Source organism: Planococcus lenghuensis, from assembly GCF_001999905.1.
In the GTDB taxonomy this organism is placed as follows: Bacteria; Bacillota; Bacilli; order Bacillales_A; family Planococcaceae; genus Indiicoccus; species Indiicoccus lenghuensis.
In genome coordinates this window covers 2,997,166-3,017,718 of the sequence record NZ_CP019640.1, presented here as the reverse complement: position 1 = coordinate 3,017,718, position 20,553 = coordinate 2,997,166, and the positions used below count along the sequence as shown (strand labels likewise).

The 20,553-nt window shown below is 50.8% G+C and carries 24 protein-coding genes; 15 read left to right on the top strand and 9 right to left on the bottom strand.

From position 1 onward, the window contains the following. Positions 1-22: 22 nt before the first annotated feature. Complete coding sequence (locus B0X71_RS15315; protein ID WP_077590235.1) at positions 23-514, bottom strand: Lrp/AsnC family transcriptional regulator; 492 nt, start codon at positions 512-514, stop codon at positions 23-25. Between the two features lie 195 nt (positions 515-709). Here B0X71_RS15315 and B0X71_RS15310 point away from each other — a divergent pair, with 195 nt between their 5' ends. Further along, entirely contained in the window at positions 710-1,669 is a 960-nt protein-coding gene (locus B0X71_RS15310) for a DMT family transporter (RefSeq protein WP_077590234.1), read from the top strand. A gap of 155 nt (positions 1,670-1,824) precedes the next feature. On the opposite strand, the gene B0X71_RS15305 is transcribed toward B0X71_RS15310, so the two are convergent. The 3 genes from B0X71_RS15305 to B0X71_RS15290 all read right to left on the bottom strand — a co-directional run bounded on the left by B0X71_RS15305 (position 1,825) and on the right by B0X71_RS15290 (position 5,063). Continuing rightward, positions 1,825-3,180 carry a YjiH family protein gene (locus B0X71_RS15305; RefSeq protein ID WP_077590233.1) on the bottom strand — a complete coding sequence of 452 codons (1,356 nt, stop codon included), beginning with the start codon at positions 3,178-3,180 and terminating at the stop codon, positions 1,825-1,827. Positions 3,181-4,012: 832 nt separating this feature from the next. Continuing rightward, positions 4,013-4,702: a bacillithiol biosynthesis deacetylase BshB2 gene (bshB2, locus tag B0X71_RS15295; RefSeq protein WP_077590231.1), complete on the bottom strand. Its 690-nt coding sequence runs from the start codon at positions 4,700-4,702 to the stop codon at positions 4,013-4,015. A gap of 10 nt (positions 4,703-4,712) precedes the next feature. After that, complete coding sequence (locus B0X71_RS15290) at positions 4,713-5,063, bottom strand: YojF family protein (protein WP_077590230.1); 351 nt, start codon at positions 5,061-5,063, stop codon at positions 4,713-4,715. Positions 5,064-5,197: 134 nt separating this feature from the next. Between B0X71_RS15290 and B0X71_RS15285 the strand changes: the two genes are divergently transcribed. From B0X71_RS15285 to B0X71_RS15275, 3 genes are read left to right on the top strand one after another with little or no spacing between them, the layout of a single operon-like run. Continuing rightward, positions 5,198-6,061, top strand: coding sequence for an ABC transporter permease subunit (locus B0X71_RS15285; RefSeq protein ID WP_232336710.1), 864 nt, complete (start codon positions 5,198-5,200; stop codon positions 6,059-6,061). Continuing rightward, positions 6,062-7,096: an ABC transporter permease subunit gene (locus B0X71_RS15280; protein ID WP_077590228.1), complete on the top strand. Its 1,035-nt coding sequence runs from the start codon at positions 6,062-6,064 to the stop codon at positions 7,094-7,096. Next, positions 7,083-7,958 (top strand): GNAT family N-acetyltransferase, encoded by an 876-nt coding sequence (locus B0X71_RS15275; RefSeq protein ID WP_077590227.1) that lies wholly within the window; start codon positions 7,083-7,085, stop codon positions 7,956-7,958. Before B0X71_RS15280 ends, B0X71_RS15275 begins: the two co-directional genes overlap by 14 nt. A gap of 142 nt (positions 7,959-8,100) precedes the next feature. Here the strand turns inward: B0X71_RS15275 and thiD are convergent, their stop codons facing one another. Both thiD and B0X71_RS15265 read right to left on the bottom strand, forming a co-directional pair. Beyond that, complete coding sequence (gene thiD / locus B0X71_RS15270) at positions 8,101-8,934, bottom strand: bifunctional hydroxymethylpyrimidine kinase/phosphomethylpyrimidine kinase (protein ID WP_077590226.1); 834 nt, start codon at positions 8,932-8,934, stop codon at positions 8,101-8,103. A 61-nt stretch (positions 8,935-8,995) separates the two neighbouring features. After that, positions 8,996-9,247: a hypothetical protein gene (locus B0X71_RS15265; RefSeq protein ID WP_077590225.1), complete on the bottom strand. Its 252-nt coding sequence runs from the start codon at positions 9,245-9,247 to the stop codon at positions 8,996-8,998. Between the two features lie 64 nt (positions 9,248-9,311). On the opposite strand from B0X71_RS15265, the gene B0X71_RS15260 reads away from it, so the two are divergent. The 4 genes from B0X71_RS15260 (at position 9,312) to B0X71_RS15245 (ending at position 11,445) form a co-directional block, all read left to right on the top strand. Beyond that, the gene (locus B0X71_RS15260; protein ID WP_077590224.1) at positions 9,312-10,013 is read left to right on the top strand and encodes a DUF4230 domain-containing protein; all 702 of its coding nucleotides are present in this window, start codon (positions 9,312-9,314) and stop codon (positions 10,011-10,013) included. A gap of 16 nt (positions 10,014-10,029) precedes the next feature. Next, positions 10,030-10,704, top strand: a complete 675-nt coding sequence (locus tag B0X71_RS15255; RefSeq protein ID WP_077590223.1) for a uracil-DNA glycosylase — start codon at positions 10,030-10,032, stop codon at positions 10,702-10,704. Between the two features lie 62 nt (positions 10,705-10,766). After that, positions 10,767-11,042 carry a YwdI family protein gene (locus B0X71_RS15250; protein WP_077590222.1) on the top strand — a complete coding sequence of 92 codons (276 nt, stop codon included), beginning with the start codon at positions 10,767-10,769 and terminating at the stop codon, positions 11,040-11,042. 25 nt (positions 11,043-11,067) lie between these two features. Continuing rightward, entirely contained in the window at positions 11,068-11,445 is a 378-nt protein-coding gene (locus tag B0X71_RS15245; RefSeq protein ID WP_077590221.1) for a DUF423 domain-containing protein, read from the top strand. 600 nt (positions 11,446-12,045) lie between these two features. Here B0X71_RS15245 and hemQ read toward each other — a convergent pair. Then, entirely contained in the window at positions 12,046-12,795 is a 750-nt protein-coding gene (gene hemQ, locus B0X71_RS15240; RefSeq protein ID WP_077590220.1) for a hydrogen peroxide-dependent heme synthase, read from the bottom strand. A gap of 175 nt (positions 12,796-12,970) precedes the next feature. Between hemQ and pta the strand changes: the two genes are divergently transcribed. From pta to B0X71_RS15220, 4 genes are all read left to right on the top strand, one after another. Then, complete coding sequence (pta, locus tag B0X71_RS15235) at positions 12,971-13,921, top strand: phosphate acetyltransferase (RefSeq protein WP_077590219.1); 951 nt, start codon at positions 12,971-12,973, stop codon at positions 13,919-13,921. A 3-nt stretch (positions 13,922-13,924) separates the two neighbouring features. Beyond that, positions 13,925-14,743, top strand: coding sequence for a lipoate--protein ligase family protein (locus tag B0X71_RS15230; protein ID WP_077591032.1), 819 nt, complete (start codon positions 13,925-13,927; stop codon positions 14,741-14,743). Between the two features lie 62 nt (positions 14,744-14,805). Next, a complete protein-coding gene (locus B0X71_RS15225; protein WP_077591031.1) occupies positions 14,806-16,110 on the top strand; it encodes an HD domain-containing protein in 1,305 nt (434 codons plus the stop codon). A gap of 1 nt (position 16,111) precedes the next feature. Beyond that, the gene (locus B0X71_RS15220) at positions 16,112-16,618 is read left to right on the top strand and encodes a YwgA family protein (protein WP_077590218.1); all 507 of its coding nucleotides are present in this window, start codon (positions 16,112-16,114) and stop codon (positions 16,616-16,618) included. A 9-nt stretch (positions 16,619-16,627) separates the two neighbouring features. Here B0X71_RS15220 and B0X71_RS15215 read toward each other — a convergent pair whose 3' ends face one another. Then, entirely contained in the window at positions 16,628-16,813 is a 186-nt protein-coding gene (locus tag B0X71_RS15215) for a 2-hydroxymuconate tautomerase (RefSeq protein ID WP_077590217.1), read from the bottom strand. Positions 16,814-16,876: 63 nt separating this feature from the next. Here B0X71_RS15215 and B0X71_RS15210 point away from each other — a divergent pair, with 63 nt between their 5' ends. Then, the gene (locus tag B0X71_RS15210; protein ID WP_077590216.1) at positions 16,877-17,401 is read left to right on the top strand and encodes a YwhD family protein; all 525 of its coding nucleotides are present in this window, start codon (positions 16,877-16,879) and stop codon (positions 17,399-17,401) included. A 251-nt stretch (positions 17,402-17,652) separates the two neighbouring features. Here the strand turns inward: B0X71_RS15210 and B0X71_RS15205 are convergent, their stop codons facing one another. Next, the gene (locus B0X71_RS15205; RefSeq protein WP_077590215.1) at positions 17,653-18,153 is read right to left on the bottom strand and encodes a GNAT family N-acetyltransferase; all 501 of its coding nucleotides are present in this window, start codon (positions 18,151-18,153) and stop codon (positions 17,653-17,655) included. Positions 18,154-18,729: 576 nt separating this feature from the next. Between B0X71_RS15205 and speE the strand changes: the two genes are divergently transcribed. Both speE and speB read left to right on the top strand, forming a co-directional pair. Further along, the gene (gene speE / locus B0X71_RS15200) at positions 18,730-19,563 is read left to right on the top strand and encodes a spermidine synthase (RefSeq protein WP_077590214.1); all 834 of its coding nucleotides are present in this window, start codon (positions 18,730-18,732) and stop codon (positions 19,561-19,563) included. A gap of 3 nt (positions 19,564-19,566) precedes the next feature. Next, positions 19,567-20,439: an agmatinase gene (speB, locus tag B0X71_RS15195; RefSeq protein WP_077590213.1), complete on the top strand. Its 873-nt coding sequence runs from the start codon at positions 19,567-19,569 to the stop codon at positions 20,437-20,439. Positions 20,440-20,553: the final 114 nt, after the last annotated feature.

Here is a 20,553-nt window from a genome sequence, read left to right as displayed (position 1 = left end):
GCTTTTTTATGCCGTAAAACCGTTAAATGGCATCCGGCCCGCCGGTAATGGGCAGTACAGTTGAATCTTTGACTTCCCGCAGCACGAGACTAGTCTGGATTTTCGTGACGCCAAGCCGGTTCAGTTTGCGGATGAATGCCTGCAGATCCGCCCGGTCCCGGTTGGCGACTTTCAGCAAATAATCATATTCACCCGTCAGGCAATGGCATTCCAGCACTTCGGGCATCGCCTGCAGTGCGGATTCCAGCACATGCAATTCTTCTGCCTGATGAACAGTCGTGCTGATAAAAATAAAACATAACAGATCGAAGCCGAGTTTTTCCTGGTTCAAAATGGCGACTTGCCGGCTGATGTATCCCTCGTTTTCCAGGCGGCGGACACGTGCATGAACAGCAGGGGAGGAGAGGCTGACGCGCCGGGCCAATTCCGCATTGCTCAATTGGGCTTCGTGTTGCAGTATATCAAGCAGCTGGACATCGATTGAATCGAGTACTTTACTGAAAACAGATTCCATTGCCAAGTCTCCTTTAAGATTGTTTTGTGATGATGGAAATCTCAATTTGCCAGATGAATAAAATAACGTATTCCTTAGTAACACTTTAATTTTTATTGAATTAAAACGCAATAGGTAAAGAACCTGTAAGTTTATGAGTAGAAAAGTTAAAATTATTAATAAAGAGGTTTTAACTTGAAGCGGGGGAGGTTCTTTATGCGTTATAAGTATTCAATCTTATTGCTGCTGACAAGCCTGCTATGGGCAGGGAATTTTGTGATGGGAAAATGGCTGGTGGGCCATGCTTCACCCATCACGCTGACGAGCCTCAGATGGCTGATTGCAATCGTCTGTCTCTTACCGTTTATCATGCGGCAGGGAAAAACGGCGCTTCCGCCGCGTCAGGCATTATTGCCGTTGCTGCTGATGGGACTTACAGGTGTCGCCTTATTCAATACGCTTCAGTTTTTAGCGCTTGATCACACATCCGCCACAAATGTAGGCTTGATCTCTACGCTGAATACCGTTTCGATCGCTATATTTTCAGTCCTGCTCCTGAAGGATAAAATCAGCGCTGTCCAGACGGTTGCGATCGCTCTTTCACTGGCCGGTGTTGTGCTGGTGCTGTCGAAAGGAAGCAGTGAGGTGCTTCTGTCGCTCGAATTCAACCGGGGAGATGTGTACATGCTGGCTGCGGTGGGCATCTGGGGAATTTACTCCGTTTGCAGCAAATGGGCGATGATGTATGTGACGCCGCTTGCTGCCACATTCTACTCAGGCATCGCAGGTCTGTTGGTGCTCCTGCCCTATAACGCTGCAGATTTTCACGTGACAGACATAACGGGACCGTTCATTGGTGCGCTGCTCTATACTGGCGTCATCTCTACAGTAGTTTGTTTTGTGCTCTGGAACATCGGTGTGCAGAAACTCGGCGCTGCTTCAGCGGGCATTTACCTGAACTTTAACCCAATCTTTACTGCTATTCTGGCATTCCTTTTACTGGGCGAACAAATGACCGGTACACAATTGGCCGGCAGTGCCATCGTCATTGCAGGATGCTATGTATTTACTGCAGTGAAGGCAAAGAAACCTGCTGCTCATCTGCCAGCCGACACAGAACAAGAGCTGCAGCTCAGTGCGGAAAGCGAAAAGCGGTTGCAGGCAAATTCCTCTTGAACGGAATCACGGGTTCGTAAGGTGTTTTATGGAGGTTCAAGGGATGCTCGTTATTATTTGAAGGGATTTCAGCCGATTATTATTTACAGACCAGCTGGATTTTCATGACAAATCATAAAAAGCTGTTGCCGGATTTCCGACAACAGCTTTTTCATTTAAAACAGCAAATGTGCCACGCCAGTGATGATGGGCAATGCGATCAATGTGCGGAGCAGGAAGATGACAACCAGATCAAGGATATTGACCGGAATCTTCGAACCGAGCAGTAAACCGCCGACTTCTGACATGTAAATCAACTGAGTGACCGACATTGTAGCTACAATGAAGCGGGTCATTTCAGATTCCAATCCCGCTCCAAGAATCGCCGGAAGGAACATATCCGCAAAGCCGATGACCATGAGCTGGGCGGCTTCTTCTGCTTCGGGAATACCGAGCAAGGTGAGAAGCGGCTCAAACGGCGCACCGAGAATCGCAAAGAACGGTGTGAATTCTGCAAGAATCAATGCGATTGTCCCGAATGCCATGACAACCGGGGCAACGCCGATCCACATATCGAGCACGTTTTTGAATCCATCGGTGAAGAACTTGCCTGCCGACCGGTTCCGGTCCGCTTTTTCAAGAGCCAGTTCAAGGCCATGGCTTGCAGAGCTGTATCCCTTCGGCACATCTTCATGCTGAGATTCCTGTGGCGTGCCGTCTGCGAATGTCGTCTCTTTTTGAGCGAGCGGATAAATCCGCGGCATGATGAGTGCCAGTACAACACCTGCCAGGATGACAGTGCCGTAATAAGGCAGGAAGTATTCACTGAGACCCACTTCTGAGATGACGACAATGGCGAACGTGATCGATACGACTGAGAAAGTCGTCCCGATGATCGCAGCTTCCTGCTTCGTATAGCGGTTCTGCTCATACTGCTGACTTGTCAGCAGGACACCGATTGTTCCGTCACCGACCCAAGAGGCCAGTGCGTCGATGGAAGAACGGCCCGGCAGCCGGAACAGCGGCCGCATGATTTTGACCATCATCGTCCCGAAGAACTCCAGCAGGCCAAAATTCATGAGGAGCGGCAACAGGAGGCCGGCGAACAGGAAGATGGTGAACAGGAATGACAGCAAGCCTTCTGCCGACAGCAAAAGTCCGCCCGTTACGTCACTCCATACCGCTTCGGGTCCCACCTGGAGCATAACCATCAGCGCAAAAACTGCACCGAGAACACGGACGATTGTCCAGAACCAATGAACATTGAATAATTTTTCGATAAACGTTGTCTCTTCGTCTGCTGCAGGTGGCCGTTTCGCTACAAAAACCAGCGATCCCACCGCTGCGATGATGAGCAGCCCGGTTACGATCCACGATACATACGGTGCAATATATTCTGCAAGCCAGCTTGCAAGAATCGCGACCACGACCTGAACACCTTCCGCTGTCTGGAGCGGCACCATGAACAGCAGAATTCCGAGTATGGACGGAATCAGGAACAATGCCCACGTTGATGCTGAATGCGTTTTCATGATTTTCCTCCTTGATGTCTATGTAACTGAAATAATTGCCGTGTTCACTTTCTCTTGTGTGAACATCCTCTATTATAGTAGCGGAATTTGTCGAATAAATATAGTCCCTTCCATTAGGGCAGGAACTGGAGCTATAGATAAAACCCTGTAAATTGCATAAACATGTATTCCCGGTCGCCAGCCGAAAACGTTCCGCTTGCTTCCTGGTCCTGAAGCAAACAGGCCAGTCAGTGAGCGGGACAAGACATCGTTCTGTACATAATTATTGGCAGCCCGCCGGCCTCAACGGATTGTCTGTACCTGTTTTGCTCCAATAACTCCATTAGAAGAATAACGGGAAAAGGTGCCGTCTTTCCTGCAAGAAGAACCGGCTATCAAGAAATGGGTACCGGTTTGGAAAGAAGAGGCGGGCAGGGGAAGAGGATCAAAGGACGCGGTCATCCATCACGCGCATCTTTTGATCGCTTCCCGCGAGCGTTCTTAAAAAAGCGGAACACCTTTGTCAGAATCGGCAGATTTCACTCGTGGGCAGAAATTGTTTACTTGCAGTTTTCTGCATAAAAATTTTTATGCATAATTATAGGGTTTGACCAAAAGATTCCGCTTGCAATCAATGATGAAGGCAGGGAAGAGAAAAATCCGCCAGTTTTCTCTTCCTGCGATTTCCGCATAAGCATCAGCCTTTTTGAAGATATCACGGCAGCTGCCATTCTGTAAGGTCGTTATATCCGTCCATGACTTGGCTGACGAATGAACGGCGGCGACTCCAGCCAATCAAAAAGAGCCGCCGGAAAGGTCATCGCTCATGACCTTTCGGGACAGCCCTGCACGATTAAAATGATTCTTCAAAGTCCTCATCCCACCGGTACGTGTAAAAACGTTCATTGACAAGCCAGCTCTCAGTTTCTGTATCTCCCTGTGCAAGTTTATGCTCCATTTCTTCAAGCATCCAGGCCGTCTGCGAAATGTGGGCTTTCATGGAATTCATTTTCCGTTCGCGGACGGGCGAGATATCCCGGACGATATCGGGCTTGCCGAGGCCGGACAGCGTATCATTGGCAAACGCCACACAATGCAGTTTCGGGCGGTCCTTCATGCGGCGGACAGCGCGGATGACGGCTCGTGCGGTCGCTTCGTGATCGGGATGCACGGCATAATTCGGATAGAATGTGATGATGAGGGAAGGGTTCGTTTCATCGATCAATTCTGTGATGAGCTGCACCATTTTTTCGTCATCTTCAAACTCAAGTGTCTTATCCCGAAGTCCCATCATCCGCAGATCTTCCAGTCCCATGGCTTCTGCGGAAGCCAGCAATTCCTGTTTTCGGATGTCAGGAAGTGATTCCCGGGTGGCAAATGGCGGATTGCCGAGATTCCGGCCCATTTCACCAAGTGTCAGACATGCATATGTAACAGGTGTTCCCTGTTCAATATAAGATGAAATCGTTCCGGATACACCAAAGGCTTCATCATCAGGGTGCGGAAATACAACCAGTACATGGCGTTCTGCTTCTATTGTCATAAGTTCCTCCTTAATAAGCGAACGGTGTTTCGCTCAGTTCCAGCGCCACCGCGAGTTTTCCGGATGCGTCATGGCCGGCGAGCAACAGACGGCCGTGGTCATCCAGTTCATAATGGGTAATGCCTTGTGCATAAACCCAGCCATACGGCAGTTTTAATCCTACGCGGTGCGGACTGTCACCGACGATTTTTCCCAATTCAAAATTGATCAGCACATTGCGGATGAATGCACCGGCGTTAAAAAAGCCTTCATTGAAATGGCTGGCGTATGCACCGTTTGTTGTCTCCAGGTGGAGATAGACATCCTTGCCGGCGAAGGCATCCAGTGCCGTCTGGAGTTTTTTAGGCTCAACAAGTTCCATAGCAGTTCCTCCTTCCGAAAATTCCCCTGAAACCTAGTATAGGAAATTTCGTCCTGTAAAGCGACAGTCCAGCTTTATTGGCCAGAAAAAACTGGTAAAATAAGAACGAATGTTTAAACAAAGGGGTGCGTTGGGTGAAATTTTTACTGAAGTTTCTGTTTTCGCTGATCGTTATTTTATTGGCGAGCGGGCTTCCGGTCCTGGTAGGCGGGTTCGCGGCAGGGGAACTGCGGCTCGAAATCTACTTCAGGACAATCCGGGACGTTCTTGAATCACTGTGGCCGGTTCAGGATATCGCCATCATGAACTTTCGGGCGCAGCAGGAGATGCCGCTGTTTCCGGATATTTTCGCGTACATAAGTTACTCGCTGCAAATTCTCACCTTGGCCATCATCGCGGCAGTTGTCACTGCACTCGTATTCACCGTTCTGACGATGATGCTGCCGGACCGATGGCGGGAACAGGTCAAGCTGGCCCTGTATTTCCTGGAGTCCATTCCGGACCTTCTCGTCATCATGCTTGCCCAGCTGGCGGTTATCGCATTTTTCAAGAAAACCGGGATTCTTGTCTCAAGCATTGCCGTACTCGGGGATGACCGCATTTACTGGCTTCCGGTGCTGTGTCTCATGATTCTGCCGATGATCCAGCTATACCGGCTCAGCATGCTGACGTTTCAGGAAGAAGAGCGGCAGCTGTATGTGGAATTCGCGCGTTCCCTCGGCTATTCAAAAGCGATCACCGTGCTGCTGCACATGTTCCGCAATGCCATGACCAGCGTTTTTTTTCAATCGAAAAAAACGGTCTGGTTCATGCTGTCCAATTTATTTGTGCTGGAACTCATGTTCAATTTGCCTGGCATCATTTTGTTCTGGCAGGAGAATATGACGCCAGAAGTATTCCTGGTGACTGTTCTAAGTTTTTTCCTGCCGGTATTCATCCTGTACAGTATCGGTGAATGGTATTTTCTGCGGCGTCTGTATGGAAGGGAGATTGTCTGAATGTGGAAACAGCCTTTTTTCATCATCGGCTTTTCGGTCCTGGCATTGCTTTTAGCCAGCAGCTTTGCTTATGAATGGATTTGGGGCACCACACCCCGTCAGGTCCAGTTTCTGATTGAAAATGGGCGGGTAGTTGAAGCACCGCCCATTTCTCCGAATGCAAGCATGCCGTTCGGTTCGGATCCATTCGGCTATGACATTCTCGGGAAGATTGTGCTGGGCGCGAAATATACGATCCTTGCTGCCCTGCTGGTTGCAGCGCTTCGCATGCTGATCGCCATTCCGGCAGGCTACTTTCTGGCGACTTATCTCCGGCGGCACCGCACGTGGATCGGCGGGCTTGCTGATTCATTGCATTACATCCCGCTGAGTGTATTTGCGGCATTCGTTCTGTTTCCGGTTCTCTGGATGCCGGAAGGCGGCTTTACAACGACGTTATGGGAGCGGATTTTTATTCAGATTGTCATCATGGCGCTGCTGACGGCGCCGGTCATTGCCGTACTTATCGGCAACGAAGCGTCACTTGTTTACCGGAAAGAATACGTGCTCGCTTCCCGGACGCTCGGTGCCAGCAAATTCCGGCTGATCCGGAAACATTTATTTCCGCAAATGCGGGAAAAGCTGGCTGTTCTCTACGGTCAACAAGTGATCGAGACATTCATCGTGTTGGCGCATCTCGGCTTGCTCGATCTGTTCCTGGGCGGGACGAAAGTAAGTTATGATCCGATGCTGGCTGATCCGCCGATGTCCATTTCATTCGAATGGGCCGGCCTGTTCGGTTCTTCATTCCGCTATCTGCAAGGAGCTCCGTGGCTGCCGCTGATACCGGTCCTCTTCATCGCGATCGCGATCCTGTCCGTTTCGCTCATGATGGAAGGCTATATCCGGTCTAAAAATCCGAAGGTGAAAAAACGGAAGCTGTCTGCAAAAGAAGAAACTGTCATCGAGTGGAACCGCACTGAATTGCGGAAGAAGATGGTACGGCTTGCCGGCATGGAGGAATCGGAAGGAGCGGTGACCCGTGATCCGCATTGAAAAACTGGCCGATTGTACGATGGCTGATGGAGCCGAGGCATGGAACAGAGGATTTGAAGGTTATTTTTTCGATATGACTACCACCCCGGAAGCATTTGAAAAACGGCTGGATCAGGAAGGTCTGGCTCCGGAACTGTCGCTCGTCGTCTTCCATGGCGGGCAACCGGCCGGGCTCGTACTCAATGGCATCCGAAAATCCGGAAACAAGAAAATCGGCTGGAATGGGGGGACGGGCGTCGCCTCTTCCTTACGGGGCAGCGGAATCGGCAAGAAATTGATGGAACAGACACTGGCTATTTTCAAGGCCAATGGTGTACAGACAGCGACACTCGAAGCCATCAAGGAAAATGACCCGGCGATCGCGTTATATGAGAAGGTGGGCTACCGGATCATCGACCGGCTGCAGTTTCTTCATCTGCACGGGGAAGTGGAGCACAGCATGGAGCCGGCCCGATTCTTCCGGACTGAACGAACGATCCCGGAAAAAGCAGGTGAACTTCCGTTCTACCGCAGTGCTTATCCATGGCAGACGCTGTGGCAAAGCGCGAAAGGCGGCGAAGCGCTCATCGCTTTTGATGAGACGGGCCAGCCTGCAGGGTATGCCGTTTTCCGGAAAGCTTATGATGAAACTGGTATGCATACCGCTACGGTCCTGCTGCAATGCGAGGCCGATCCTGCCATTCAGGACGCCTGCAAAGTGATCGGACAATTGCTCGCTGAAACCTTCGACGGATTTACTGGAGAAATCAAGCGGGTAGCGGTGAATATTCCGGTCACCAGAAGTGCAGATACACTCAAAATATTGCACGATCGGGGATTCCAAGTCACTTCAGAGCAAGTCGATATGGCGAAAGAACTGTAAACAGAAGATCCCGCCAAGAATCGGCGGGATTTTTTGTGTGCAAAGGCTGAAAGCGGAAAAATCCCGTGAAACAGGTATAACTTCCTTTAAAGAAGGTTAAACAAAAAAGGAAGGCGACACGGGGCCGCCTTCCTGAATCATTTTATGCTTCTTCAACAGTCACTTCAGGATACCCGAAGCTGTTCACTGCGCCGTGCATGACCGGACCGACGAATTCATTGAGCTTCCAGCCGTGTGAGATGGCCGCAGATACGAATGCTTTCGCATCAACGACGGCATCGTAAACGGAAGAGCCGTTTGCGAGTCCGGCAGTGATGGCGGCAGCGAATGTGCAGCCGGCACCATGCGTATATGAAGTATCCGAACGTTCCGTAATCAGCAGATAATGCTTGCTGCCGTCAAAGAACAGATCCACCGCTTTATCGTGCGGCAGCTGCTTGCCGCCTTTGATGGCGACTGTTTTTGCGCCGCGTTCATGGATGATCTCAGCTGCACGTTTCATGTCGTCGATCGATTCGAGGTTTCCGAGACCTGATAGCTGGCCCGCTTCGAATAAATTCGGGGTAACGACTTGGGCAATCGGCAGCAGATGTTTCACCATGGCGTCGACGTTTTCCGGAAACAGCACCTCATCTTCACCTTTACATACGAGAACCGGGTCAATGACTACTTGCTCAACGCCGGATTCCGCAATGCCTTTTGCGGCAGCTTCGATGATTTCAACTGTCGGAAGCATGCCGGTCTTCAGAGCATCCACGCCGGTTGAGAAAGCGGTTTTCAGCTGAGGCGGCAGCGTTTCGACCGGTACCGGGTGGACGCCATGGCTCCACCCGTTATCCGGGTCCATCGTCACGATGACTGTCAATGCCGTCATGCCGTATGTGCCGTATTCCTGGAATGTTTTCAAGTCAGCCTGTATGCCGGCGCCGCCGGATGTATCCGATCCTGCGATCGTTAATGTTTTTTTTAGCGTCATGATTCCAAAACCTCCATCAGTGAATTGTATTCTTCATTCATTTTAACAAAAAGGCGGCGCTTTACAATGAATCCTGCTTCAGGGGGAAAGCGGTGACAGCCATGACTGCGGTCAGCAGGAAAAACAGAAACAGCACACTGCCGAACAGCCAGCTGCCATCTTGAAAAAGGCCCATGCTGATTAATAGGATCAAAACGGACACAACAAGCAGAACTACTGACAGGCAGCCCATTGCCGCCTTTTTGACCGGTTCAGGAGCCGCGGATCCGTCTGTTTGTATAATTGCTTTGATTTTTTGCCGGAAGTCGTCCACATGCATCACCTCAAAAAGTAATTGCTGTGTTTATCTTATCATATCGAGGAAGGAAGGGATTTTGTTGTCAGATGACGAGCGCTACAAAGAAATCGAAAGGCAGCTTAACGAAGTGAAAGACAGGGAAAAAGAGGGAAGGAGGGGCAGGCCGAAAAGCAGTTGGCGCAATTGGATTTTCCTGATTTCGGTGCTCATTGTGCTGCTCGCTGCGGCATTGCCGTTCGGCGTGTTCTGGTATTTACAGAGCGGCAATACATTTCAGGAGTCCCAAAGCTCGATTGTGGAGCGGCTGCAGGACTTGAACGAGCTGTCAACGGCAGAAGCGTACACAAAAGTGATTATCGAGCAGGATGACAATCAATTATTCGGCCGGGATATTGGATTCGATGTCCCGGGAACCGACCGTCAGCTGCTCGTCGTAATACCGGGGAAAGTCCGTGCGGGTGTTGATTTCTCAAGTATAGCAGCGGATGACATTACGGTGGACGAAGAGGCACAGACTGCGATTCTCCTGCTGCCTGAACCGAAACTGCTCGGTGAACCAGAACTGATGCTGAAAGACATCAAGATTTATTCACATGAAGGCATGTTCCGCGGTGACCCTGACCTGTCCGAGGCGTACACGCTGGCGGAAGAAGCACAAAAACTTATGAAAAAAGAAGCCGAGGCACAAGGAGTCCTGCAGCTGGCAGAAGACAATGCTTCCCGCTCGGTGCGGGATATGTTCGGACTCGTCGGTTATGACGTGACCGTCCGATTCAAATAAGGAAAGGATGAGTGCGATGACAAAGCAAATTTTATCAAACGACTGGCAGGAAGTGGTCGGAGAGGAATTTGACAAACCGTATTATGAGGTGCTCCGCACATTTCTGAAGGAAGAGTACGAAAACAAAACCATTTACCCGCCAAAGGACAAAATCTGGACAGCATTCGAGACAACACCCTTCCATGACGTGAAAGTCGTCATTCTCGGGCAAGATCCATACCACGGGCCGAACCAGGCGCATGGCCTCAGCTTCTCGGTGCAGCCGGGGATTACAAAACCGCCGAGTGTCCGCAATATGTTCAAGGAATTAAAAGACGATCTCGGCTGTGAAATTCCGGAAGACGGCACGCTGACAAAATGGGCTGAACAAGGCGTCATGATGCTGAATACAGTGCTGACCGTACAGAAAGGCAAAGCACATTCCCATAAAGGCAAAGGCTGGGAACAATTTACGGATGAAGTGATCCGCAAACTGTCCGAGCGTGAAAAACCGGTCATTTTCGTCCTTTGGGGCAAAGCGGCCCAAGCGAAAAAAGAACTCATCGATCTGGATAAAAACGATGTGATTGAAGCGCCGCACCCAAGCCCGTTCAGCGCAAAACGCGGTTTTTTCGGCAGCCGGCCATACTCAAAAGTGAACGAATTGTTAAAAGAACGCGGAGAAGACCCAATCGACTTCTGCCTCGCCTGACTTCATGGTACGATAGAAAACGGAAAGTGAATGCAGGCTAACAAGGGGAGGAGTGACACATCATGAATATTCCTTCCGACCGGGTCCTGACGGAAATCGAACGGCACCTGGAGCGCGTGCGCCCGGAAGATGCCGGTCATGTGCGGGAAACGCTTGCGGCCATCCGCGCATTATGCGATATCGTACTGGAGGATCAGCCGCCACAGCGTCCGCAGCAGCCGGTACCGGCTCCGAGGCCGGCACCGCAATCGTCTGTGCAGCCGGCAGCACCACGGGACCTTTACGAGACGCCGCTTCAGGAAGACGATGCGAACGGGGATTCACTGTTTGATTTTTAATTGAGGAAAGCAGGGTTGGGTTTACATGAAATTTTTCTTGATTGCCGGTGCCATCAATGCGTTTTTATCGGTTGCACTCGGCGCATTCGGCGCTCATGCCTTGGAAGGGCGCGTGGCGGATAAATACCTTGCCACTTGGCAGACCGCTGTGCAGTACCAGATGTTCCATGCGACCGGTCTTTTGATCGTCGGCTTGCTGATGAGCACCGCGTTCATCGGACCGATCTCTTCACTTAACTGGGCCGGCTACTTATTACTCGCCGGTATCGTGATTTTCTCCGGCAGTCTGTACGTTCTCAGCCTGACCGGCATCAGCATACTTGGCGCCATCACACCGATCGGCGGCCTGGCGTTCCTCGCCGGCTGGATCATGCTGATCGTCGCCGCTTTGAAAGCTCTCTGACATTCAGAGGGCTTTTTGTTTTGGACAAATTAATGCGGTTTTGTGGACGATCGGCGAGAAGGGGAGGAAGTGGGAGGAGAAAATGAAGAGTATCAACTGGCGGAATTCAGGAGGTTACTTGCGGAACTCAGGAGCCAACTAGTGGAACCCATGGTTCAACTTGCGTAACTCAGGAGACAACTAGTGGAACTCATGGTTCAACTTGCGGAACTCAGGAGCCAACTAGTGGAACTCAGGAGACAACTAGCAAAACTCGGGGGCCGATTAATGAAAGATACCTGTATACTTGCAAGCTTTCCGTGATTACTTGTGAAATCTTGGTGAGTACTTGCGAAAGAGCGGAGGTTATTTGCTAAAGCATGGTGAATACTTGCGAACGGAGAAACACTTGCGAAAAAGGTACAATTGAAGTTCCCGTATTGATTGTCGGCTGGCGTTTAAAATACACTCACAGAATCTTAAAGTGCATTCGCGACGGCTTAAAGAGCACCCACGGAATCTTAAAGAGCATCCAGCCGATTTCAATCGCAATTTTACCGTTTTTCCACTACAAATCAAAAAAAGCTGACACCGGATATCCGGCATCAGCTTCCCCCATTATTAAACTTCCAGCATTTTCGTAAACTTATCAGCATCAAGCAAGGTGCCGACGTAGAACGAACCGAACTCGCCAAAACGTGCGCTCACTTCATCGAAACGCATTTCGTACACGAGTTTCTTGAACTGCAGCACGTCGTCCGAGAACAGCGTGACGCCCCACTCGTAATCATCGAAACCGATCGAACCGGAAATGATCTGTTTCACCTTGCCGGCATACCCGCGGCCGATTTTGCCGTGGCTCGCCATCATGGCGCGACGATCATCCATTCCAAGCATGTACCAGTTGTCGTTGCCTTCGCGGCGCTTGTCCATCGGATAGAAGCACACGTATTGCGAACGCGGCAGTTCCGGGTAGAGACGCGCGCGGACATGCGGGTTTTGATACGGATCTTCATCGGATTTGCCTGCCAGGTAATTCGACAGCTCCACGACGGATACATACGAGTACGTCGGGACGGTAAAAGCAGCAAGCGTCAGTTTGTTGAACTCCGTTTCAATCTCCTGGAGCTCGTCCATCGTCTCGCGCAGGATCATCAGCATGAAATCAGCTTTCTGTCCAACGATTGTGTACAGGGCGTGCGCGCCTGTTTTTGCTTCATCCGTCTTATTGATTTTATTCAGAAATGCGGTAAACTCTTCAACGGCGGCACGGCGCTCATCTTCGTCTAGCATTTTCCAGGCGACCCAGTCGATCGAACGGAAATCGTGCAGCACATACCAGCCATCCAGTGTAATTGCGGCTTCATTCATTGACCAAACACTCCTTTTAAATAAAACTTTCACCTTTCCAGTTTAGCATACACCGCAGGTCCCGTCTGCAGGTGGCAGCGGCTGTCACCGGATTGCCACGCGTCCCGCTGTTTTCAGGGAGCGGTCCATCGGGTAAACTGAATGGAAGAAGACAGGACGGAAAGGATGAATAATCATGGCGGATTTATTTAACGAACTGGCACAGAAAATCACAGGCAAAAGGCTTCGCATCGTTTTTCCGGAAGGGGAAGATGAACGGATCGCCCAAGCGGCCGAACGCCTGGCAAAAGAAGGGCTGATCACGCCCGTCGTCATCAATGCCTCAAAGGAAATTGAAGGCTGTGAGCATGTCTCACCGGATACTTATCCGGGATTTGAAGATCTCGTCGAAGCGTTCGTTGAGCGCCGCAAAGGAAAAGCGACCGCTGAACAAGCCCGCGAGCAGCTGAAGGATCCGAATTATTTCGGAACGATGCTTGTCTATACCGGAAATGCCCATGGACTCGTGAGCGGTGCCGCCCACACGACAGCCGATACGGTGCGCCCGGCGCTTCAGATCATCAAGACGAAAGAAGGCGTGTCGAAAACAAGTGGGGCGTTCATCATGACAAAAGGTGAAGATCGTTACATTTTTGCCGACTGTGCAATCACGGTTGCGCCGACAGCAGAAGACCTGGCGGAAATTGCAGCGGAAAGCGCGAAAACGGCACGGGCATTCGGCATCAATCCGAAAGTCGCCCTGCTGTCATTTTCCACAAAAGGTTCGGCGGTCACAGAAGAAACGGAAAAAGTCGCCGAAGCGACAGAACTTGCTAAACAGCGGCTTGGCGATACGCCGGTCGACGGCGAAATGCAGTTCGACGCTGCGTTCGTGCCATCCGTTGCCGAGAAAAAAGCACCGGACAGCCCGCTGAAAGGGCAGGCGAACGTATTCGTCTTCCCGTCGCTTGAAGCCGGCAATATCAGTTATAAAATCGCGCAGCGCATCGGCGGCATGGAAGCGGTCGGCCCGATCCTCCAGGGGCTCAATGCCCCGGTGAATGATCTGTCGCGCGGCTGCTCGGTGGAAGATGCCTATAACTTGGCGCTTATCACGGCAGCACAAAGTTTACCTGAAGGGGAATAAATGATGGATTCATTTTTTACGGAGCACGAGTGGCGGTTCTGGGACCAGTCGATCAGCGGCCGGAACCGTTCCGCGCTCGAATCGTTCGCGGCGGATGATACGCTGTGCGAACTGGTGGGCAGCGGACAGAGTATATCCGCTGTCCGTACGTGGGTGCATGATGACACGGTCGTGCTCGGCATCCAGGATCACCGGCTGCCGGAAATCGACGCAGGCCTTCACGTATTGCGGGAGCGGGGCTATGAGCCGATCGTCCGCAATTCCGGCGGTCTCGCAGTCGTGCTCGATTCCGGGGTGCTGAATATTTCGCTCGTGCTGTCCGAACGGGAAACCCCGATTGACATTCCGGCGGGTTATGAGCTGATGGTGGACCTCGTCCGGCAATTATTCCCGGAAGCGCAGATCGACGCCTATGAAATTATCGGCTCCTACTGCCCAGGCACGTACGACCTCAGTATCGGCGGAAAGAAATTCGCCGGCATTTCACAGCGGCGCATCCGCAAAGGCATCGCCGTGCAGGTGTATTTATGCATCGAAGGCAGCGGATCGGCGCGCGCGGAATTGATTAAAGATTTCTATGCGGCCGGTCTTGCCGGTCAGCCGACCAAATTCACCTATCCGGTCATCGAACCGGATGTCATGTCATCATTGAGCGAGTTGCTCGGCCGTTCCGTTACTGTTCAGGAGACGGTTGTAAACCTTCATGAACTGCTCGGCCGGCCGCAGCCGGGCATGCTGCGACCGGAAGAAATGGAACGCTATACGTATTACCTGAACCGCGTCGTGGAACGCAATGCGAAAATGCTGGAAGCGGGCGTGTGAAAAAATCGCCTTTTTCGGAGGTGGTTTTTTCGCTATACTTGAAGGAAATGGGAGGTGTGCCTGTGGGTTACGCAACGCAGAAGATGGCGGAAGAAAAAGTATTCAAAGACCCGGTTCACCGCTATATCCATGTGCGGGACCAAGTCATCTGGGATCTCGTGAACACCCGGGAATTCCAGCGGCTCCGCCGCATCAAACAGCTTGGCACATCTTATACGGTGTTTCACGGAGCGGAACACAGCCGCTTCAATCACTCGCTCGGCGTCTATGAAATCGTTCGCCGGATCTGCGATGATGTCTTCCCGGGACGGGATGCATGGAACGAAGGGGAACGGCTTGTCAGCCTGTGTGCCGCGCTCCTGCATGATTTGGGGCATGGACCGTTTTCGCATGCATTTGAAAAAGTGTTCAATGTGGATCATGAGGATTTCACGCGCCGCATCCTGCTGGGCGATACGGAAGTCAACGCAGTGCTCGCCCGGGTGTCATCCGGATTCCCGCAGGATGTGGCGGACGTCATCGCAAAAACGTACCGGAATAAACTTGTCGTCAGCCTGATTTCGAGCCAGATTGATGCCGACCGCATGGATTACCTTCAGCGGGACGCCTATTATACCGGGGTATCGTACGGTCATTTTGATATGGAGCGGATTTTGCGTGTCATGCGCCCGCTTGAAGATCAGGTCGTCATCAAATTGAGCGGCATGCATGCCGTCGAAGATTACATCATGAGCCGATATCAGATGTACTGGCAGGTTTATTTCCATCCGGTTGCCCGGAGTGCCGAAGTCATTCTCCGGAAAATCCTGCAGCGGGCGAAGGAACTGGATGCGAACGGCTATGAATTCAAACAGCCGCTACGTCATTTTCAGTCATTTTTTGACCGGACCTTTACACTCAAAGAGTATCTGGCGCTCGATGAATCCATCCTCATGACATATTTTCAGCTGTGGATGGAAGAAGATGATCCGATTCTGTCTGACTTAAGTGACCGGTTCGTCAACCGGCGCCTGTTTCAATATATCGAGTTCGATCCCGGCAAGGACTTCCGGAAGCTGGCGGAACTCGCGGTTTTATTCACAAAAGCGGGCATCGATCCGGAATATTACCTCGTGGATGATTCCTCATCGGATCTGCCATACGATTTTTACCGGCCGGGGGAAGAAGGCGAGCGGCTGCCGATTCATTTGCTGATGCCGAACAATGAAATCAAGGAATTGTCCCGCTCCTCGCAAATCGTTGACGCGATTTCAGGCAAGCGCCGGACAGATTATAAATTATATTTTCCGGAAGAATTGCTGACCGACGGTAAAAAGAAAGCAGTCAAACAGCAGATCCGGGACATGATCAGGGAAGGGGAGAGATAACGTGCTGCAAGGACATGCAAACATTGTGGACTTTATCGCGCTGACGGAAGGTGTGACCGGCCGTAAAAAACTTCAGAAAATGATCTACATTGCGAAGAAACTCGAGCTGCCGTTTCAGGAGAAATATGAATTCCATATTTACGGACCGTATTCACAGGAATTGGCGGTGCGGATCGAGGAACTTTGCGACATGGGGTTTTTGGCCGAAGCACTGGAGGACAAAGGCTCCTATATTCAGTATACATATGCTGTAACCGATGAAGGGCATGAATTCCGCTCGGCGCTTGGGGCGCAGACAGGTGACGAAAAGCTGGCGGCAGCACTCAATGAAAGAAGTTCCCGTTTTCTGGAACTGACCGCGACGCTCCTTTATTTCGAAGATCTGTCCCGGGAAGAATGTGTTGAAAAATTGCATATCGTCAAAGGAAAGCTGAATTTCACAGATGAAGAAATTGATGAGGCATTTTCCTTTATTGACAGCCTGCAGACCATGAAAAAACTCCCGTAATGGGAGTTTTCACACATCGCTCTGCAATTTGCCGTTGACGCCGTAATTGCTTTTCTTAAGATCTTCGATGAAGACAGTTACTTTTTCAGGCGGCGCACCGGTCGTTGCCGATACCGCTGCCGTCACTTTTTCAACCAGCGCACGCTTCTGATCTTCCGTACGCCCCTCGAGCATTTTAACCGTCACATATGGCATAATAGGAACAGCTCCTTTTTAGTTGGACTACTCAAATCATATCAGAATGGAGGAATTCCGGATATGGCAAACAGTGAAGATCAGCCGACACCGAAACAGAAACTTGATTTTACAATTATAAAAAATGACCCGACCGGTGGACACAAGGGGTATGGCATCGGCTCATTAACGCTTGAAAATGTCTCGCCGGTGATTATCGACGTGGCAGAAAAGACAGCAGAAGTCGATATCGGGGCAATGCATGCGCGAAGCGTCACGGAAAAAGGGATCAAATTCACCACAAACCGGGAAGATTCCGCAGGCGGCAAGGATTACTGGCTGGTCTGGGTGACAATCGATTACCTGGAAGAAGGGCCGTATTACGCGGGCGTCACCGCATGCGAGATGGTCGTGAACCGTGAAAAGCGGCGCGGTTACAAAATTCTCGCTGATCATGTGAACCGCATGGACAAGTCGATGAAGCGGAAAATCATGGTCGCTGACATGGATGCCGCATCAAAACAAGTGCTACGGGAATATCTGAAAGGCCACAGCCCTGAAATGTGGGAGCGCAGCCCGGAAGAACTGCACGAGGCGCTGACCGTCTGAACCATCCTTGAACGATTTATGACATTTCGGCCAAAGACCGTCCGGCGGTTGAAGTTGCTGAAAAAAATAAGTAAACTGAGTACAGTGCTTTCAAATAGAAAGCTAGGACACCTGACTGGCAGACAGGGCGCATGCGCTTGTGAGAACTCCCAAGCCCGCGGGCTCATGCTTCCTGCCTTGCGCTGTCAGGCAAAAAAGGTTTTCTGTGCCGGGAATTATTTCCCTGCTGCAGAAAACCTTTTTTATATTGATTAAATTTCCCGGCGGAACGCCTTCACGGTAATTCCGTCGTCCAGTGGTGAAAAATCCAGCTCCGGGACACGTTCGAAACCGAGCCGTTCATACAGCCCGATAGCATCCGTCATGAATTCACCGGTATGGAGGCCGATAAACGAATGCCCCGCTTCCTTAGCTTCCTGAATGCAGTGCAGCACAAGTGACTTGCCCACACCTTGGTTCCGGAACAACGGGTTAACCGCCAGCATGCGGAGTTCCGGATAATCCAGCGAGCCGGTCTCCCACTCATACGCCGCTTTTTGAGAAGGGAACAGCACTGCGCTTCCGGCAATGTCACCGGCTGCTTCCGCAATGAATAGTTCAGCGCCGGCGTGAAGCTCGCTTCCGGAAGACAGCGTTCCTTTCAATGCGTACCAATGGGCTTCCGGCAATTGCTCCATATATTGCTCATATGCATGAATCCGTCCGCGCCGGATTTCATCGTATTCCGTCTCATGTGCTTTTCTGATCAGCATCCGCGTCAGCTCCTTTGAAAGTATGCTGTATTTATACAGCATACATGACAGCTTTAGCAAATAAGAATTTCCCGCTTGATTGAATGCTTTAAAATTCACTTAGCAGGTTTTAAAATGCATTCACCCGTCCGAGAACCAAATTCATAAGCGAAAAATCAATAACTTGTCACTCCCAAGCATGAACCTCGCTCCGTTAACGATTTTAGAAGCTTTAAAGTGCACTCAACCAATCTTAAAGAGCACTCGCCCGATTTTAAAATTCACTCAAATCATCTTAAAACGCATTCACGGCATCTTAAAGAGCACTCAGCTGGTTTTAAAATGCATTCACCCGTCCGAGAATCAAAATCATAAATCGAATATCAAAAATCTTTTATCATCACCGCTATCCCCATACAAAAATCAACTCCAGCAAGCAGCACCCGCTTGACTCCACTAAAAACAAACACACCAAGTCCCGGCTATCTTACAACACCATCCGGCACACCTCCAATCCGCAGCCGTAACGGTTGCACTTTCAATGAAAACATTTATACTTTTAAACTATATGCACAAGTAAAGGAGTTTGATGTTTACATGGCTGGTTTCTGGTACACAGAGAAACAGACAGATAATTTCGGCATCACATTAAAAGTCAATAAGACGTTACATACAGAGCAGACGGATTTTCAGCTCTTGGAAATGGCGGAAACGGAAGAATGGGGCAATATGCTGTTCCTCGACGGCATGGTTATGACAAGCGAGCGGGACGAGTTCGTCTACCACGAAATGGTTGCGCACGTGCCGCTGTTCACGCACCCGAACCCTGAAAATGTCCTCGTTGTCGGCGGCGGTGACGGCGGTGTCATCCGGGAAGTGCTGAAGCACCCGCAAGTGAAAAAAGCGACGCTCGTCGACATTGACGGCAAAGTGATCGAGTACTCGAAAAAGTACCTCCCAACAATTGCCGGCAAGCTCGAGGACGCTCGCGTGGAAGTGATGGTCGGCGACGGTTTCCTGCATATTGCGGAATCGGAAAATGCCTATGATGTCATCATGGTCGATTCGACCGAGCCGGTGGGTCCTGCCGTGAATTTATTCACAAAAGGTTTCTACGCAGGCATCTCGAAAGCGCTGAAAGAAGACGGTATTTTCGTCGCGCAGTCAGATAACCCGTGGTTCAAAGCGGATCTTATCCGACAGGTGCAGAAAGACGTGAAGGAAATCTTCCCGATTACAAAACTGTATACGGCGAATATCCCGACGTACCCGAGCGGTCTGTGGGCGTTCACGATCGGTTCGAAAAAGTATGATCCGCTCGCTGTGAAAGAAGAGCGGTTCCATGACATCGACACGAAATACTACACAAAAGAACTGCATAATGCTTCCTTCGTTCTCCCGAAATTCGTGAAAGATTTGACGGAGGAATAAGCGATGCGTTTTGACGATACGTATTCAGGCAAAGTGTTCATTAAAAGCCATCCGAATTACGAAGAATCCAAAGCGGTCATTTACGGCATGCCGATGGACTGGACGGTATCTTTCCGTCCGGGCTCCCGCTTCGGTCCTGCCAAGATCCGCGAAGTGTCGATCGGTCTGGAAGAGTACAGCCCGTATCTTGACCGGGATCTCGATGACGTGAAATTCTTCGATGCAGGGGACATACCGCTGCCGTTCGGCAACGCGGAACAGAGCCTTGAAATCATCAATAATTACATTCATCAATTATTAAAAGACGACAAAATCCCGGTCGGTCTCGGCGGCGAGCATCTCGTATCGCTGCCGGTCATGAAGGCGGTCGCCGAGAAATACGACGATCTCGCCGTCATCCATATGGATGCCCATACCGATCTTCGTGAACATTACGAAGGCTACGAATACTCCCATTCCACGCCGATCCGTAAAATCGCGGACGTCATTGGACCGAAGAATGTGTATTCATTCGGCATCCGTTCCGGAATGAAAGAAGAATTCGATTGGGCAAAAGAAAACGGCATGCACATTTCGAAGTTCGAAGTGCTTGAGCCGTTGAAGAAAGTCCTGCCGACGCTTGACGGGCGTCCGGTGTATATCACGATCGACATTGATGTACTGGATCCGGCGCACGCGCCTGGAACCGGCACAGTCGACGCTGGCGGCATCACGTCGCGCGAATTGCTCGCCGCCATCCATGCTATTGCGGCTTCAGGAGTCAACGTTGTCGGATTCGATCTCGTTGAAGTGGCACCGGTCTATGATCATTCCGATCAGACAGCAAACACAGCAAGCAAACTCATCCGGGAAATGCTGCTCGGCTGGGTGCGCTGATTGATTACAAACGGCTCCGATCAGGGGCCGTTTTTTTAATTCAGCTGCCGCCCGGAGGTTTATCGGCCGGGAATTAGAGAAATGGTTGTAAGAGGACCCTTCAGAACAGGAGGA

Excerpts from the sequence above, each read along its gene's own strand:
- B0X71_RS15230 (WP_077591032.1), top strand. The coding sequence starts at position 13,925 with ATGGATTCATTTTTTACGGAGCACGAGTGGCGGTTCTGGGACCAGTCG.
- pta (WP_077590219.1), top strand. The coding sequence starts at position 12,971 with ATGGCGGATTTATTTAACGAACTGGCACAGAAAATCACAGGCAAAAGG.
- B0X71_RS15215 (WP_077590217.1), bottom strand. The coding sequence starts at position 16,813 with ATGCCATATGTGACGGTTAAAATGCTCGAGGGGCGTACGGAAGATCAG.
- B0X71_RS15315 (WP_077590235.1), bottom strand. The coding sequence starts at position 514 with ATGGAATCTGTTTTCAGTAAAGTACTCGATTCAATCGATGTCCAGCTG.
- speB (WP_077590213.1), top strand. The coding sequence starts at position 19,567 with ATGCGTTTTGACGATACGTATTCAGGCAAAGTGTTCATTAAAAGCCAT.
- hemQ (WP_077590220.1), bottom strand. The coding sequence starts at position 12,795 with ATGAATGAAGCCGCAATTACACTGGATGGCTGGTATGTGCTGCACGAT.
- B0X71_RS15255 (WP_077590223.1), top strand. The coding sequence starts at position 10,030 with ATGACAAAGCAAATTTTATCAAACGACTGGCAGGAAGTGGTCGGAGAG.
- B0X71_RS15210 (WP_077590216.1), top strand. The coding sequence starts at position 16,877 with ATGGCAAACAGTGAAGATCAGCCGACACCGAAACAGAAACTTGATTTT.
- bshB2 (WP_077590231.1), bottom strand. The coding sequence starts at position 4,702 with ATGACAATAGAAGCAGAACGCCATGTACTGGTTGTATTTCCGCACCCT.
- thiD (WP_077590226.1), bottom strand. The coding sequence starts at position 8,934 with ATGACGCTAAAAAAAACATTAACGATCGCAGGATCGGATACATCCGGC.
- B0X71_RS15290 (WP_077590230.1), bottom strand. The coding sequence starts at position 5,063 with ATGGAACTTGTTGAGCCTAAAAAACTCCAGACGGCACTGGATGCCTTC.
- B0X71_RS15205 (WP_077590215.1), bottom strand. The coding sequence starts at position 18,153 with ATGCTGATCAGAAAAGCACATGAGACGGAATACGATGAAATCCGGCGC.
- B0X71_RS15310 (WP_077590234.1), top strand. The coding sequence starts at position 710 with ATGCGTTATAAGTATTCAATCTTATTGCTGCTGACAAGCCTGCTATGG.
- speE (WP_077590214.1), top strand. The coding sequence starts at position 18,730 with ATGGCTGGTTTCTGGTACACAGAGAAACAGACAGATAATTTCGGCATC.
- B0X71_RS15245 (WP_077590221.1), top strand. The coding sequence starts at position 11,068 with ATGAAATTTTTCTTGATTGCCGGTGCCATCAATGCGTTTTTATCGGTT.
- B0X71_RS15250 (WP_077590222.1), top strand. The coding sequence starts at position 10,767 with ATGAATATTCCTTCCGACCGGGTCCTGACGGAAATCGAACGGCACCTG.
- B0X71_RS15305 (WP_077590233.1), bottom strand. The coding sequence starts at position 3,180 with ATGAAAACGCATTCAGCATCAACGTGGGCATTGTTCCTGATTCCGTCC.
- B0X71_RS15280 (WP_077590228.1), top strand. The coding sequence starts at position 6,062 with ATGTGGAAACAGCCTTTTTTCATCATCGGCTTTTCGGTCCTGGCATTG.